This window comes from Achromobacter sp. UBA5777 (assembly GCF_002418565.1).
GTDB classification, from domain to species: domain Bacteria; phylum Pseudomonadota; class Gammaproteobacteria; order Burkholderiales; family Burkholderiaceae_B; genus Achromobacter; species Achromobacter animicus.
The window spans coordinates 1-14,916 of the sequence record NZ_DIEJ01000031.1 but is presented as its reverse complement, the minus strand read 5'-3'; the positions used below and the strand labels follow the sequence as shown (position 1 = coordinate 14,916).

Annotated in this window: 15 protein-coding genes; 11 read left to right on the top strand and 4 right to left on the bottom strand. The window is 68.0% G+C overall.

Going from position 1 to position 14,916, the window contains the following annotated elements:
• From B3446_RS01850 to B3446_RS01825, 6 genes are all read left to right on the top strand, one after another.
• Positions 1-250 (top strand): helix-turn-helix domain-containing protein (locus B3446_RS01850; RefSeq protein ID WP_291377028.1); only part of this gene is annotated, 250 nt, incomplete at its 5' end.
• A 206-nt stretch (positions 251-456) separates the two neighbouring features.
• Positions 457-1,458, top strand: a complete 1,002-nt coding sequence (locus B3446_RS01845) for a formylglycine-generating enzyme family protein (RefSeq protein ID WP_291377026.1) — start codon at positions 457-459, stop codon at positions 1,456-1,458.
• A 60-nt stretch (positions 1,459-1,518) separates the two neighbouring features.
• A complete protein-coding gene (locus tag B3446_RS01840; protein ID WP_175124421.1) occupies positions 1,519-1,911 on the top strand; it encodes a VOC family protein in 393 nt (130 codons plus the stop codon).
• Positions 1,912-1,926: 15 nt separating this feature from the next.
• Positions 1,927-2,736, top strand: coding sequence for an AraC family transcriptional regulator (locus B3446_RS01835; RefSeq protein ID WP_291377023.1), 810 nt, complete (start codon positions 1,927-1,929; stop codon positions 2,734-2,736).
• A 100-nt stretch (positions 2,737-2,836) separates the two neighbouring features.
• Positions 2,837-3,205, top strand: a complete 369-nt coding sequence (locus tag B3446_RS01830; RefSeq protein ID WP_175137687.1) for a cupin domain-containing protein — start codon at positions 2,837-2,839, stop codon at positions 3,203-3,205.
• Between the two features lie 53 nt (positions 3,206-3,258).
• Entirely contained in the window at positions 3,259-4,005 is a 747-nt protein-coding gene (locus B3446_RS01825) for an SDR family oxidoreductase (RefSeq protein WP_291377020.1), read from the top strand.
• A gap of 59 nt (positions 4,006-4,064) precedes the next feature.
• On the opposite strand, the gene B3446_RS01820 is transcribed toward B3446_RS01825, so the two are convergent.
• Complete coding sequence (locus B3446_RS01820) at positions 4,065-4,592, bottom strand: MgtC/SapB family protein (protein ID WP_191576140.1); 528 nt, start codon at positions 4,590-4,592, stop codon at positions 4,065-4,067.
• A gap of 181 nt (positions 4,593-4,773) precedes the next feature.
• Between B3446_RS01820 and B3446_RS01815 the strand changes: the two genes are divergently transcribed.
• A complete protein-coding gene (locus B3446_RS01815) occupies positions 4,774-5,556 on the top strand; it encodes an SDR family oxidoreductase (RefSeq protein WP_291377018.1) in 783 nt (260 codons plus the stop codon).
• Between the two features lie 22 nt (positions 5,557-5,578).
• Here the strand turns inward: B3446_RS01815 and B3446_RS01810 are convergent, their stop codons facing one another.
• Positions 5,579-6,271 (bottom strand): HAD family hydrolase, encoded by a 693-nt coding sequence (locus tag B3446_RS01810; RefSeq protein ID WP_191576142.1) that lies wholly within the window; start codon positions 6,269-6,271, stop codon positions 5,579-5,581.
• 237 nt (positions 6,272-6,508) lie between these two features.
• Here B3446_RS01810 and B3446_RS01805 point away from each other — a divergent pair, with 237 nt between their 5' ends.
• Positions 6,509-7,153: a 2OG-Fe(II) oxygenase gene (locus tag B3446_RS01805; RefSeq protein ID WP_191576143.1), complete on the top strand. Its 645-nt coding sequence runs from the start codon at positions 6,509-6,511 to the stop codon at positions 7,151-7,153.
• An 85-nt stretch (positions 7,154-7,238) separates the two neighbouring features.
• Here the strand turns inward: B3446_RS01805 and B3446_RS01800 are convergent, their stop codons facing one another.
• Positions 7,239-8,222 (bottom strand): Bug family tripartite tricarboxylate transporter substrate binding protein, encoded by a 984-nt coding sequence (locus B3446_RS01800; RefSeq protein WP_291377014.1) that lies wholly within the window; start codon positions 8,220-8,222, stop codon positions 7,239-7,241.
• A gap of 89 nt (positions 8,223-8,311) precedes the next feature.
• Between B3446_RS01800 and acnA the strand changes: the two genes are divergently transcribed.
• Genes acnA through B3446_RS01785 form a run of 3 tightly spaced genes read left to right on the top strand, consistent with a single transcriptional unit; the run spans position 8,312 to position 12,935 of the window.
• Positions 8,312-10,942: an aconitate hydratase AcnA gene (acnA, locus tag B3446_RS01795; protein WP_291377012.1), complete on the top strand. Its 2,631-nt coding sequence runs from the start codon at positions 8,312-8,314 to the stop codon at positions 10,940-10,942.
• Complete coding sequence (locus tag B3446_RS01790; RefSeq protein ID WP_175137681.1) at positions 10,939-11,835, top strand: GntR family transcriptional regulator; 897 nt, start codon at positions 10,939-10,941, stop codon at positions 11,833-11,835. Before acnA ends, B3446_RS01790 begins: the two co-directional genes overlap by 4 nt.
• Positions 11,836-11,885: 50 nt before the next feature.
• Positions 11,886-12,935: a lactonase family protein gene (locus B3446_RS01785; RefSeq protein ID WP_291377010.1), complete on the top strand. Its 1,050-nt coding sequence runs from the start codon at positions 11,886-11,888 to the stop codon at positions 12,933-12,935.
• Here B3446_RS01785 and B3446_RS01780 read toward each other — a convergent pair.
• A partial coding sequence (locus B3446_RS01780; RefSeq protein WP_291377008.1) for a TonB-dependent receptor occupies positions 12,932-14,916 on the bottom strand: 1,985 nt, incomplete at its 5' end. The genes B3446_RS01785 and B3446_RS01780 overlap by 4 nt on opposite strands.

The following is a 14,916-nucleotide window of genomic DNA, read 5'->3' as shown; positions in this document are numbered from 1 at the left end:
CAGCCGCGCGGGCATGTCGCGCAGCGCCTTCGCCGCTGCGTTCAAGCACGTGGTCGGCCAGCCGCCGGCGGACTACCTGGCCGACTGGCGCCTGACGCTGGCGCAGTCGCGCTTGCGGGAAGGCACCGCCGTCAAGACGATCGCTGCCGAACTGGGCTACGCGAACGCGTCGGCCCTGTCGCGCATCTTCAGCCAGAAGCTGGGCGCGTCACCGCGGCAATGGCTGGATGCGCGGGCGGGGGAAAACTGAGCAGGAGGCCGTCGCCGATGTCGGCCTTTTAGGGGGCCGCCGCCCGGAAGTCCGGCGGTCCGGCAGTCCGGATCCGGCGATCCGGCGATCCTACGCTCCGGCTTCCGGCGACGCGTCCGTCCAACATGAGGGTTCACCATGTCTGGCGGCGGCCGCGCAGCGGACCTACTATTGCGCACCCCTCAGGCCTAACCCGTCGGACTGCCATGCGTACCCGCACTGCCTTCGCCCTGCTCTGCACCCTGACCTGCGCGTCCGTCCAGTCGGCCACCCCGCCCGACATCGTCGAGAACTCGCTGGGTATGACGTTCGTCCGTGTGCCGGCGGGCACGTTCCAGATGGGCAGCGACGAAGGCGCCGACACGCTCGCCGCCGCGTATCCGCACTATCCGCCTGACCGTTATGCCCAGCTCTTTGATGAAGCGCCGGTGCATGCCGTTCGCATCACGCGGCCGTTCTACCTGGAGCGCACGGAAGTCACCGTGGGCCAGTTCCGGCGCTTCATCGAAGCGTCCGGCTACGTGCCGGAGTCCGAGGCCGACGGCACCGGCGGCTACGGCTACAACGCCGCGTACGATCCGGAAACGTCCGCATCGGGCGACGCCTTCGAAGGCCGCGACCGCCGGTATTCCTGGCGCAACCCGGGATTTGTGCAGGGCGACGATCACCCGGTGGTGAACATCAGCTGGAACGACGCGCAGGCGCTGGCGCAATGGCTGACCAGGACGGAAGGCCGCGTGTACCGCCTGCCCACCGAAGCCGAATGGGAATATGCCTGCCGGGCCGGCACGCGCACGCGCTACCAGAACGGCGACGACCCGGCCGCGATGCCGGATGTGGGCAACGGCTTTGATGCCGACGCCAGCCCGCTGTGGCCGAAGTGGCAGGCCTTTGCCTCGCCGCGCCACGACGGCAACACCTTCACCGCCCCGGTCGCCAGCTACGCGCCCAACGCGTTCGGCCTGTACGACATGCACGGCAACGCATGGGAATGGGTCGCGGACTGGTACGGCGAGGACTACTACGCCCACTCCCCGACTGATGATCCGCAGGGTCCGGAAGCCGGCAACGTGCGCGTGCGGCGCGGGGGCTCGTGGCATACGTGGGCGCTGTACACGCGCTCGTCGTACCGCAACTGGAACACGCAGGAAACGCGCTATCCGCTGGTCGGCGTTCGCCTGCTGCGCGAGGCCGACGCCGCCGACTGAAGTCAAAGACTTCCTGGTGGGTTAGCATGGCCGCACGATCCATTTGAAGAGAGTCCTGATATGCACACGCTGGGCCGTCTCGTCCTGCTGGTAAACGACTACGACACCGCCATCGCCTTCTACCGGGACAAGCTCGGGATGGAGGTGTCTGTCGACATGCCTGTCGGCCAGCAGCGCTATGTGCATCTGCGTCTGCACGATCAGCCCTCGGTGGGCATGTGGCTGCTGCAGGCCCAGACGCAGGCGCAACGCGATCGCGTGGGCGACCAGACCGGCGGCCAGCCGGTCGGCGTGTTCTACACGGACGACGTGCTGCGCGATCACGCGCACTTTTCGGCCAAGGGCGTGCGCTTCACGCGCGAACCCGTACAGGAAGAGACCGCCGCGTACGCCCACTTCATCGACCTGTACGGCAACGAGTTCGTGCTGGTCCAGTTAAAGCAGCCGGCGTAGCCGCAGGGTCTGCTCATGGCCGTCGAGGCGACCCGCAAAGACTGGATCCGGCGCGCCGCGCCGTCTAGCCGCGTGGAGCGCATCGAAGCGTACTTCGGCGGGCATGGCTACGACATGCACCGCCACGACACCTACGCCATCGGCCGCACCCTGGCCGGCGTGCAAAGTTTTCATTACCGGCGCGGCATGCAACACAGCCTGCCGGGCGGCACCATCGTGCTGCATCCCGACGAAGCGCATGACGGCCAGGCCGGCACCGACGCGGGCTTTCATTACCGGATGATCTATGTAGAGCCGGCGCTGATCCAGCAGATCCTGGGCGGCCGGCCGCTGCCGTTCATCCGCGACGGCATCAGCGCCGATCCGCGGCTGTACGCGGCCAGCGGCGCGCTGCTTAAGGCCACGGGCCAGGACATCGATCCGCTACAGGAAGATGACGCGCTGTTTGAACTGGCGCACGCGCTGTGCGCCGCCGCGGGCCGCAGAACCGGCCGGCGCGCGCCCGATTACGCCGCATCCGAACGCGCCCGGCAGTTCATCCATGCATCGTTGGACCAGCCGATCCTGCTGGACGACCTTGCGCGCGCGGCGGGCACGGATCGCTGGAGCCTGTCGCGCGATTTCCGCGCGCTGTTCGGCACCAGCCCATACCGCTACGTGATGCTGCGGCGCCTGGACCTGGCGCGCCGGCTGATCGCGGTGGGCACGCCGCTGGCGCAGGCCGCCGCCGACGCGGGCTTCACCGATCAAAGTCACCTTACGCGCCGCCATGTGCAGGCCTACGGCATGGCGCCCGACCGCTGGCGGCGGATGCTGAACGGCTGACGCGCGGCCCCGGCGGGCATCGGCAAAAGCTGCTCGATCGTACAAGACGGCACGCCCGGCGCCGCCGTATCGTGGGGCTTTCCATCCCCACGAGCCCGCCATGTCCCTCCCCGCTTCCATCAATCTGGCCGCCAAGCTGGCCCTGATCCACGACCACTGGATGCCCAAGGTCATTGCCGAGATGAACGACTACCAGTTCAAGCTCGTCAAGCTGAAAGGCGATTTTGTCTGGCACTCGCACGCCGACACGGACGAGACGTTCATCGTCATCGCGGGCCATCTGCGGATCGCGCTGCGTGACGGCGAAATTGCACTGGGTCCCGGTGAAATGACCGTGATCCCAAAGGGCGTGGAGCACAAGCCCTGTGCGCCGCAGGAAGTGCAACTCATGCTGATCGAGCCGCGCGGCGTCGCGAACACAGGCGACGAAGGCGGGCCGCGCCGTGCGCCCAACGACGTATGGATCTGATCGCCCGCGTTTGCTAACGTGTGGCCCAACAGATGCCACCACAGGAGGAAACCATGTCCAAAGTCATGCTGGTCACTGGCGGCAGCCGCGGCATCGGGGCCGCCATCGCCAAGCTGGCTGCCCGCCGCGGGTACGCGGTCGGCGTCAATTACCACGCCAATGCCGATGCCGCAGAGGCGGTCGTGGACGAGATCACCCGCGACGGCGGGAAGGCCGTCGCAATTCAGGCGGATGTCGCCCACGAAGACCAGGTGTTGCGCATGTACCGCACGCTGGACGAGCGTCTGGGTCGCATCGACGCGCTGGTCAACAACGCCGGCATCCTGGAAAAGCAGATGCGCGTCGAGGACATGGATGCCGCCCGGCTGCAACGGGTGCTGTCCACCAACGTGGTTGGTGCGTTCATGTGCGCGCGCGAAGCCGTGCGCCGGATGTCGCCGCGCCACGGCGGCCAGGGCGGCGCCATCGTCAACGTGTCGTCGGCCGCGGCGCGGCTGGGATCGCCCAACGAATACGTGGACTACGCCGCGTCCAAGGGCGCGATGGACACGCTGACCATCGGGCTGTCCAAGGAAGTCGCCCCCGAAGGCATCCGCGTGAATGGGGTGCGCCCCGGCACGATCTACACCGAGATGCACGCCAGCGGCGGCGAGCCGGGCCGCGTCGACCGGCTGAAAAGCGTCATTCCGTTGCGCCGCGGCGGCACCGTGGAAGAAGTGGCCGGGGCGGTGATGTGGCTGTTTTCGGACGAGGCTGGCTATACCAGCGGGTCGTTCATCGAGGTATCGGGCGGTAATTAGCGGGCGGTAATTAGCGGGCAGCCCGGCAAGACTGCGCCGGGCGGATCCGCTTCCGGTGTCTACGGCGATCCCTTGTCGTCCGTCGAGATCACGCGTTTCTCCTGGCTTGCAGAAATGCGCGCCTCGACGCGGCGCAGCACGGCCAGCACGAAAAGCGCCATCAAGGTGCTGACCACGGCGGTGGCCTCGCGGCCCATGCCGGCGGCCACGCCGATGGCGGCGGTCATCCAGATGCTGGCCGATGTGGTGAGGCCGTGGATTTCGCGCTCGGCGCCCAGCTTGATGATGGCGCCCGCCCCCAGGAAGCCGATGCCCGCGATCACGCCTTGCAGCACGCGGCTCAGGTCTCCGACTTCCATGCCGCCCTGCAACGGCACCAGCACGAAAATGGCCGCGCCCAGCGCCACCAGCATGTGCGTGCGCAGGCCGGCGTCCTTGCCTCTGCGTTCCCGTTCGTAACCCAACAGGCCGCCCAGCAGGACGGCCATGCTCAAGCGCAGCACAATGCGTGTTGCCTCCGCCACATCCGGAATATCGGCAAATTCAGTACGCACTGCAGCCCAGATTTCCAGCCAGATTTGCGACATCGACGAGTCCTTGGATCCGAGGAGAAACCGAGCATAGCAGGCGACACGACGGCGCGGCACGCTGCGATGCATTCCATGCGAAGGCGCCAGAAAAATCTTCGCGGGGCGCCACAGCGCCGCGCATCCGGTTTACAACGTCTGCAAGGCCGCGCCGACCGGCGCGCATCGACAGGAGCGCTACATGGATTTGCAGCTGACGGGTAAACGCGTCCTCATCACGGGCGCTTCCAAGGGAATCGGTCTGGCGTGCGCCATCGCTTTTGCGCGGGAAGGCGCCGAGCCGATACTGGTTGCGCGTGACGATGCCGCGCTGCATGGCGCCACGGCTGCGATCCGCGAGCAGACGGGGCGGCAGGCCGGCGCGGTGACGCTGGATCTGGCGCAACCCGGCGCGGCCGAGCGCCTGTGCAAGGAAACGGGGCCCGTCGACATCCTGGTGAACAACGCCGGCGCCGTGCCGGGCGGCGCGCTGGATCAGGTTCAGGACGAACGCTGGCGCGCGGGCTGGGAGTTGAAGGTGCACGGCTACATCAGCCTGGCGCGCCACTACTATCCGGCGATGCGCGACGCGGGATCGGGCGTCATTGCCAACATCATCGGCATGGCGGGCTCGGCGCCGCGCGCCGATTACATCTGCGGCGCGGCGGCCAACGCCTCGCTCATTGCCTTCACGCGGGCGCTGGGCGGCGAATCGCCGCGCCACGGCGTGCGGGTGTTCGGCATCAATCCGTCGCGCACGCGCACCGATCGCGTGCTGACGCTGGCACGGCAACGCGCGCAGGCGCGCTGGGGCGATGAATCGCGCTGGCAGGAAACACTGTCGGATCTACCGTTCGGGCGGTTGATGGAGCCGGGCGAGGTGGCCGACATGATCGTCTTTGGCGCCTCGCCGCGCGCGGGTTATCTGAGCGGGACCGTGATCGACCTGGATGGCGGCGAACAGTACGCCACGCACGGGCGTTGATGCCCGGCGCGGCGGATGCGCGTCAGGCAGCTTGCGCCCGCCAGCCCGCCAGCAACGCCGGCAGCTCGCGCATATCGGTGAACACGTGCGACACGCCCACGTTGCGCAGCGCCTGCGCGCCGCTGTGGCCGAGTTCGCCAGGGCTGTAGCCAAACACGGTGGCGCCGGCGGCCACGCCTGCCGTTGCGCCGGTGACCGTATCTTCGACGATTGCGCAGCGCTTCGGGTCCACGCCCAGCGCCTGCGCGGCCGCCAGATACACGTCCGGAAACGGCTTGCTGCGCGGCATCTCGTGACCGCTGAAGACGCGCCCGTCGAAGCAGTCGGCGATGCCCACCTTGGCCAGTTGCAGCTCGACCTTGCGGCGGTCCGCGCCCGACGCCACGGCGATGCGTCCATTCAGCGCTTCGTGCAAGGCGCGCACGGCGTCGGGCGCGCCGGGGATTTCCAGGAGATCGCGGTCCAGCGCGTCGTTGCGGCGCTGGCGGAACTGGTCGAACCATGCCTGATCGATCGTGGCGCCGGTGCGCGCCTCGATCAGCGGCAGTTCGTCCTTGACCGCCTTCCCGGTAAAGATCTGCATCGTCTCGGCGTGTGTGATGCCCCAGCCCAATTCATTGAGCATCTCGGTCAGCACGCGGCTGGTGATGGGTTCGGAATCGACCAGGACACCGTCGCAGTCGAACAGCACGGCGTCAAAGGGAAAATCAGTCATTGCGGGCAGCGGGGGGAGTGTCGATGAAGCCGGTAAGCATACTGCACGGCAACTGACCGCCGGCTGGTGCGGCCCAGCGGATAGCAAGCGGCGGAGTGCCCGGGCGCGCCGGACTGGCTAAGCTGTGGATTCGTGCCGCCGGCGGGTAACGCCTGGCCCCAGGACGTTTGCCACGCGCAAGACGATGAAATTGACCACGCCCAAGATCACGATCCCTTCCATGACGCGCCCCGGACCATGACCACGCCCGCCTCCCGGCCCCTCGGCCAATACGACTGGATACGCATCGCGCAGGACCTGGACGCGCAGGGCTGGGCGCGCCTGCCCGCGCTCTATGCGCCCGCTGACGCACGCGCGCTGGCAGCGCTGCAAGTCCTGCCCGATCCCTTGCCGGCGCCGCTGGCCAGCCTGCGCGCCGATCTCTACGCGCGCCTGCTACCGGTGGCGCGCGCCTGGGCAAGCGCATTGGACGTGGATGTCTCCTACCCCGACGATCTGCCCGCCTACCTCCAGCAAAACCGCCTTTCAGATCAATCGCGCAGCCTGTCCACGATCCAGCGCCTGCCCGCACCCGGCTACCAGCCGCTGCTGCAGCATGCCGACGGCGCCTGCGTGTTTCCGCTGCGGCTGATCGTGCTGCTGTCCGAGCCCCGCGTGGATTTCACGGGCGGCGAACTTGTCATGACCGAGCAGCGCCCGCGCATGCAGTCGCGCCCGATGGTGCTGCCGTTGGGCCTGGGCGATGGGGTGGTGATCGCGACGTCGCACCGTCCCGTGTCGGGCTCGCAGGGGATCTACCGCGTCACGGAACGCCAGGCCGTCAGCCGTGTGCGCAGCGGCGAACGCGTGGGCCTTGACCTGATGCTGCACAACGCGCCGTAGCGGGCAGCAGCGCTGTGCACGCCGCCGCGAACGCCCGTCCACGAACTGCCCCCCGGGCCGACCCGCCACCCGGCACAATCCGTTTTCAGTTTTCCGCCGTGATGTTGCCGTCGGCCACGACCTTGGCAAACACCGCCGTCTGCGCCTTGATGAACGCGCGGAACGCGTCCTGGCTCATCGGCTGCACTTCGCCGCCCAGTTCACGGATGCTGGCCACGAATTTTTCATCCTTCAGGCTGCGGTCGATGGCCGCGGCCAGCTTCTGCTGCACCTCCGGTGGCGTATTCGCCGGCACGAAGACGCCAAACCAGTTTTCCAACGCGTAGTCCTTGAGCGGCGCATACTCGGCCAGCGCGGGAATGTCCGGCGCGAACGACGCGCGCTTCGCGGACGTGACCGCCAGCGGCTTGACCTTGCCGCTCTTGATGAACGGCAACGCGCCGGCCAGGCTGACAAACGTCAGATCCACACTGCCGGCCGCCACGTCCACCAGTTGCGCCGCGGCGCCCTTGTAAGGCACGTGGACCATCTTGATGCCCGCCAGCGACTGCAACAACTCGCCGTTCAGGTGCTGCGGGTTGCCCACGCCGCTGGTCGCATACGTCAGCTTGTCGGGATGGGCGCGGCCATAGGCCACCAGTTGCTCGACGTTGGCAACCGGCAGCTTGGGATTGGCGACCAGCACATTCGGGACGCGGGCAATCAGCGCCACGGGCGCCAGATCCTTTTCCGGCTGGTACTGCATCTTGCTCTTGAAGACGAGCGGGTTGATGGCGGTCTCGCCGGCCGATCCCAGCAAGAGCGTGGCGCCGTCCGGCGCGGAACGCACGACTGAGGTGGCGCCCAGCATGCCGCTGGCGCCCGGCTTGTTCTCGACGACCACGCCCTGCGGCAGTTCACTGCGCAAGCGCTCGGCCAGCAGCCGGCCCATGCCGTCCACGCCCCCGCCCGCGGCGAAGGGCACGATCAGGGTGATCGGGCGGTTGGCTGGCAAGTCGGCGGCCTGCAGAGGGGTCGAGGCGGCGAGCGCCAGGGCCGCGGCGGCGGCCAGGGTACGGATGGGGGGCATGTCTGTCTCCTATGGGGCCATAGCGTCAATGCGCGGCCGGGTTTGTCCTTAATTGCATTTTATGCAGTCAATATGCAAAACTGGCAGCTATGGAAAACACCAATGCCCCGCTCCGTCGCGCACACTTCACGCTGAATGGCGCCTCGTACAGCTGCCTGGACCTGCCAGCCGAATACGGCGCGGACTACTTCCGGCTGCCGGTCGTGCTGCGCCTGTTGCTGGAGAACGCGCTGCGCAACATGCAGGGCGCCGAACGCGACGCCGCCGTCGCCGCGCTGTTCGGCTGGCTGGCGCACGGCACCAGCGAATCCGAAATCGCCTTTCAACCGGGCCGCGTGCTGATGCACGACACCACCAGCACGCCCGCTCTGGTCGACATTGCCGCAATGCGCGACGCGCTGGCCGAGGCCGGCGTTGACCCGGCGGTCCTGAACCCCATGCTGCCGGTGGACGTGTCGGTGGACCATTCGCTGGCCGTCGAAGCCTATGCGCGCAGCGATGCCGCGCAAGCCAACCTGGACCTCGAACTGCGGCGCAATGCCGAGCGCTACCGCTTTCTGCGCTGGGCCTCCAAGGCCCTGTCGAACGTACGCATCCACCCGCCGGGCACCGGCATCATGCACACGATCAATCTGGAGCAACTGGCTACGGTGGTCTGCCAGCAGCCCGGTCCCGACGGCACCGACCTCTATCCCGACATGATGATCGGCACCGACAGCCACACGCCGATGATCAACGGCATCGGCGTGCTGGGCTGGGGCGTGGGCGGACTGGAAGCGCAGACGGTCATGTTCGGCATGCCCACGATGCTGCGCATTCCCGACGTGATCGGCGTGCGGCTGACCGGCGCGCTCCAGCCCGGCGTCACGGCCACGGACCTGGCCTTGACCGTCACCCAGCGCCTGCGCGCCATCCACGTGTCCGGCGAGTTCGTTGAATTCTTCGGGCCCGGCGTGGCCACGCTGCCCGCCGGCAGCCGCTGCGTTGTCGCCAACATGGCGCCCGAATACGGCGCGACCACGGGCTACTTCCCGATCGACGGCGAAACGCTGGCGTACCTGCGCCAGACCGGACGCGCCGAAGATCAGATCGCGCGTGTGGAGGCCTACGCGCGTTGCACCGGCATCGCGCTGGACCCCGATGCCGAGCCCCGCTACACCCGTGTGGTCGATATCGCGCTGGATGCCGTGCAGATGCACGTGGCCGGTCCCAAGCGTCCGCAGGACCTGCACCCCTACGGACAGACGCGCGAAATTCTTGCGGCGCTGGATTTCACGCCGCGTGCGCCGTCCGCCCTGCCCCGTCACGCCATCGCCATTGCCGCGATCACCAGTTGCACCAACACGTCCGACCCGCGCCTGTTAACGGCCGCCGGGCTGCTGGCCCGCAAGGCCCGTCAGGCGGGGCTACGGCCGCCGCATTGGGTCAAGACCTCGCTGGGCCCCGGCTCGCCCGCCGCCGCCGATTACCTGGCGCGCGCCGGTCTGCTGGACGACCTGGCCGCCGTGGGCTTTGACATCGTCGGCTACGGGTGCACCACCTGCATCGGCAACTCCGGTCCGCTGCCGCCGGTCGTGCGGGAGGCGCTGGCGGACGGCGCCATCCACCCGGTGGCGATGCTGTCCGGCAACCGCAATTTCACGGGCCGGATCCATCCGGATCTGGACCTGGGTTTTCTGATGTCGCCGCCGCTGGTCATCGCCTTTGCGCTGGCCGGCGACGCGGAAAGAGACCTGAGCCGCGAGCCGGTCCAGGTGACGCCCGATGGCCGCGCGGTACACCTGTCCGAGCTATGGCCGACGGAAGCCGAGATCGACGCCGCGCTGGCCGCTGGGCAGCGTCCCGACGACTATCGCGCCGCGTTCAAGATCGCCAGCGCCAACTCCGCCTGGCAGGCCCTGCAATCGCCCGCGTCGGCGCGGTTTCCGTGGGACGCTGCGTCCACCGCGCTGCGACGCCCCCCGTTTGCCAGCACCGAGGCCGGCAGTCAGCTGGGCCGTTATACCGCGCATCCGCTGCTGGTTCTGGGCGACGACGTCACGACAGACCACCTGTCGCCCGCCAGCGCCATCCCGCCCGACAGCCTGATCGCGGACTTCCTGGTCCAACGCGGCGATGACCGCAACGACCTGAACGTGTTTGCGTCGCGCCGCGGCAACTGGGAAGTCATGATGCGCGCCGCGTTCTACAGCAAGAGCCTGACCAACCTGCTCTGTCCCTCCGCCCCCGTCGGCCACACCCTGCACGCGCCCAGCGGCCGGCTGGAACCCATCTGGGACGCCGCCACGCATTACGCCAAGGCGTCGCAGCCCGTCGTGCTGGTGGCGGGCGCACGCTTCGGCACGGGTTCGTCGCGCGACTGGGCGGCCAAGGGCCAGCGCCTCTTGGGCATCCGCGCGGTGCTGGCGGTCAGCTTCGAACGCATCCACCGGTCCAACCTGATCGGCATGGGCATCCTGCCGCTGCGCCTGCCCGACGGCGTTACGCCCGCGACCTTGCAACTTCAGCCGGGCGACCGGATCGAGATCGACGCCGAGGCCGCCGCGCTGACGCCCCGCGCCGCCATTCCCGTGCGCGTCCTGCGCGCAGATGGCCGGGCCGAGCCGCTGACCGCCACCGCGGCCGTCGAGACTCGGCTGGAGATCCGGCTGTTGCAGATGGGCGGCGTCATTCCCGCTATTCTGTCGGACACCATTTCATCGGCCGTCCGCCACCCATGAGCGCGCAAACCAATACCGTCACGAAGATCCTGGACCTCATCAAGGAAGACCGTCTGCAGGAGGGCGCGCACCTGCGCGCGCAGAAGATCGCCGACCGCCTGCGGCTGTCGCGCTCGCCGGTCAACGATGCGCTGGGCATTTTGGAGCAGCACGGTGTGGTGGCGCGCAAGCCCAACCGCGGGTACTTCCTGCTGCGCGACTTCGATGTCGCGGGCGAAGCCCCCGCCGACATCACGCCCCCATCGGCGGACGACATCGTCACGCAGACGTACTTTGCACTTGCCGATGAACTGCTGCGCGGCGAACTGCCGATGCAGTGCAGCGAAGCGCTGCTGCGCACGCGCTACGCGCTGACCAATGCGCAGACACAGGCGCTGCTGGGCCGCATTTCGCAAGAGGGCTGGGCACAGCGCCGGCCGGGCTACGGCTGGGAATTCTCGTCCATGATGACGACGCCCGACAGCCTGCTGCAGTCCTACCGGCTGCGGTTGGCACTGGAGCCGGCGGCGCTGCGCGAACCCGGCTTTCGCATCGAAAAATCCGTGCTGGCGCGCTGCCGCGCCGCGGAAATGCACCTGCTGAACGGCGGCATCGCCACCGACACCGCCGACCAGCTCCACGATCGCGGCGTGCGCTTTCATGAGTCGCTGGTGGAAGCCTCCGGCAATCCGTTCTTCATCGACACGATCAAACGCGTCAATCGCGTGCGCCGCCTGCTGTCCTACCGCTCGATGCAGGATCGCAGCCGCTACCAGCAGCATTGCGACCAGCACCTGGCCATCCTGGACCTGCTGGAACGCGAGCGCAATGACGAAGCGGCCGAGGCGCTTTCCGCCCATCTGCGCAGCACGCTCGACAACCTGGCCCGCATCAGCGGCATCCTGACTTCGTAGGGCCGCGCATGGCGCGGCCGTTTTCAACTGGCTGAAAAGAGGCTCGTGCCATGCATGTCTATATCGGTTCCCGGACCACCCGGGAACGCAATGCCCGCGGCGAGGGCATCAGCGTGTTCGACTACGCGCCGGAGACGGGAACGCTGACGCTCAAGCAGGTCGTGGGTGGCCTGCACAATCCGTCGTATCTGCTGCCGCATCCGTCGCTGCCGATCCTGTACACCGTGCACGGCGACAGCAGCGAGGTCAGCGCGCTGCACCGCGATGCGCATGACGGCACACTGACGCCCTGGCACATGCAGGACTGCCAGGGCCGCAATCCCGTCCATCTGGCGCTGGGGCCGTCGGCCCGCTATCTGATGGTGTCCAACCATCTGACCGGCGCGCTCGCGGTGCTGCCCGTGGCGGCGGACGGCGCGCTGCAAGCCGTGTCGCAGACGGTGCCGCTGGCCGGCGAACCGGGGCCGCACCGCAAGGAGCAGCCATTTTCCAAGCCGCATTTCAACGTGCTCGACCCGTCGGGCAAGTATGTGGCAGTGCCGGACAAGGGGCTGGACCGGGTGTTTCTGTATCCCGCCGACGCGCAAGGCATCAGCGCGCAACCTGCCAGCGTTGCGGCCACGCGCGAGGGCGCGGGCCCACGCCATGCGGTCTTTCATCCATCAGCGAAATGGCTGTACGTCGTCAACGAGTTGGACAACACGGTCACGGCCTATGCCGTGGAAGCAGGCGCGCTGCGTCCTTTCCAGGTGCTGTCCACCCTGCCCGACTCCTATACCGGCAACAGCCGCGCCGCCGGCATTGCACTGGACGCCGATGGCCGGCATCTGTACGCGTCGAACCGCGGTGACGACAGCATCGCGGTGTTTCGCGTGGACGCCTCCACCGGCCGCCTGACCACCGTCCAGCACGCTCACACGCACGGCAAGACACCGCGCTTTTTCACGCTGTCGCCCGACGGCCGGTTTGTCTTCGCGCTGAACGAAGACAGCGACACGCTGCAGCGGTTTCGTATCGATCCGGCCAGCGGCATGCTGACGCACGACGGCTACGCGCTGTCCGTCGGCAGCCCGGTGTGCATGGTGTTTGCCGGCGCTTAGAAGTCCATCGACGCCGACAGCATGAGGGTGCGCGGCACGCCTTGCGAGATCGTGCCGTACGAGGCCACGCCGGACCAATAGGCCCGATTGAACACGTTGACGACGTTGGCGCGCAGCGTGACGTCCCGGCCTTGGACCTTGAGCGCATAGCGCGCGCCCAGGTCGAACGTCGTCCACGACGGCACCGACTGCGTGTTGGCCTGGTTGATGTATTCGCGACCGGTGTAGACCATGCCGCCCGTCAACGTCAGCCCGGTCACCCACGGCGTGTCCCACTCGGCGCCCAGGTTGACCGCGACGGTCGGCACGCCCACCGGCCGGTTGCCCTGCGTGGCCGCGCTGTTGGTGCGCGTCAGCTCGCCATCCAGGAAGGTCACGCCGCCCAAGAGGCGCACGCCGCGCATCGGTTCGCCGGACACATTCAATTCCAGCCCGCGGTTGCGTTGCTCGCTGTCGGCCGCATACACGCCGTTCGTGAGCTGCCCGCTGGGCTTGGTGATCTCGAAGGCGCTCAACGTCACCATCGCGTTGTCCAGCTCGACCTTGACGCCCACTTCCTTCTGCTTGGCCTTGTACGGTTTGAAGACTTCCCCCGCGTTGGTGGCGGTGGCGGGCGCCACGTCGCCCTTGCTCAGGCCCTCGATGTAGTTGGCGTAAAACGAAACGTTGTGCCAGGGCTTGATGACCAGCCCCGCCAGCGGCGTGGTCGCGCTTTCGTCGTAGCTGACGGTCCGCACGCCCGTGGCGCCGTTGAAGTTGCGCGATTCGATGCGCTGGTGGCGCAGGCCCAGCGTCAACTGCGCGCGCTCGTCCAGGATGCTGAGCGTGTCGGCCAGCGCCAGGCCGGACAGATCCGACGACGACACCTTGGGCACGTTGGCCGGCGCGGGAATGTGCTGCTCCGGACGCGTGATCGGGTGGTAGATGTTGGACGTGAGCGGTGTGCCGTTCACGCTGGCCTGCAGATTGCGGTCGCTGTACAGGCTGCCCATGAAGCTGATCGCGTGGCGCACGGGCCCCGTGTCCAGCTTGGCGCGCAGCCCGGCGTTGTAGGTGCTGCGGTTGACCTGAAAGCGGAAGTTGTTAGGCGTCACCACGGTGTCGCCGGCCTCGTTCACGATGGTGGGCGTCTGGTCCGACAGGCGCGACACGCTGGTGTCCGAGCCGCCCGCGTCCGCGAACACCGTCAGGCGGTCGCTGATGTCGTATTCCACGCGCAGCAGCGCCGACTGGCCGTCGGACTTCCACCAGCCCCACGGCTGCGTGGCGTTGCGGCGGCCGTCCGGGGCACGCGGCACGGCAATGCCCGGCGCCACCAGAAACGGTCGCGTCGGCGCGTCGATCTTCTCGTGCTGCGTCAGCAGATCCAGCGAGGCGCGCAGCCGTTCGCCCTGGTAATCCAGCGACAGCGCGCCGATGGTCGTGCGCGAACTCATGTTGTCCAGCGGCGTGTCGCCCTGCCGCTGCATGCCGTTGACCCGCACGCCCCATTCCCCCGCGTCGCCAAATCGGCGGCTCAGGTCGGCCCGCGCGCCGAATTGCGAGTCGCCGACGTAGTCGGCCGACACGCGCGTGAGGTCCTCGGGCAGCGAGCGCTTGGGCACCATGTTGATGACGCCGCCCACGCCGCTGTTGGGCGACATGCCGTACAGCAGCGCAGCGGGCCCCTTCAGCACTTCCACGCGCTCGATGTAGTCGGTGAAGACGTGGTAGTTGGGCGCGACGCCATAGACGCCGTCAAAGGCGATTTCGCCGAGGTTGCCTTCGCCGATGGGAAAGCCGCGGATGTAGAACGAATCGGTCACGCCGCCGATCTGGCCGGTAAAGCGCACGGACGGCTCCACCGTCAGCGCGTCGGCCAGTGTCACGGCCTGACGGTTCGCCAGCAATTCCGACGTGTAGCTGGTGACATTGAACGGCGTGTCCATCACGTCACGGTTGCCCAGCAGGCCCATCCGCGCGCCGCGCGCCACCTGGCCGC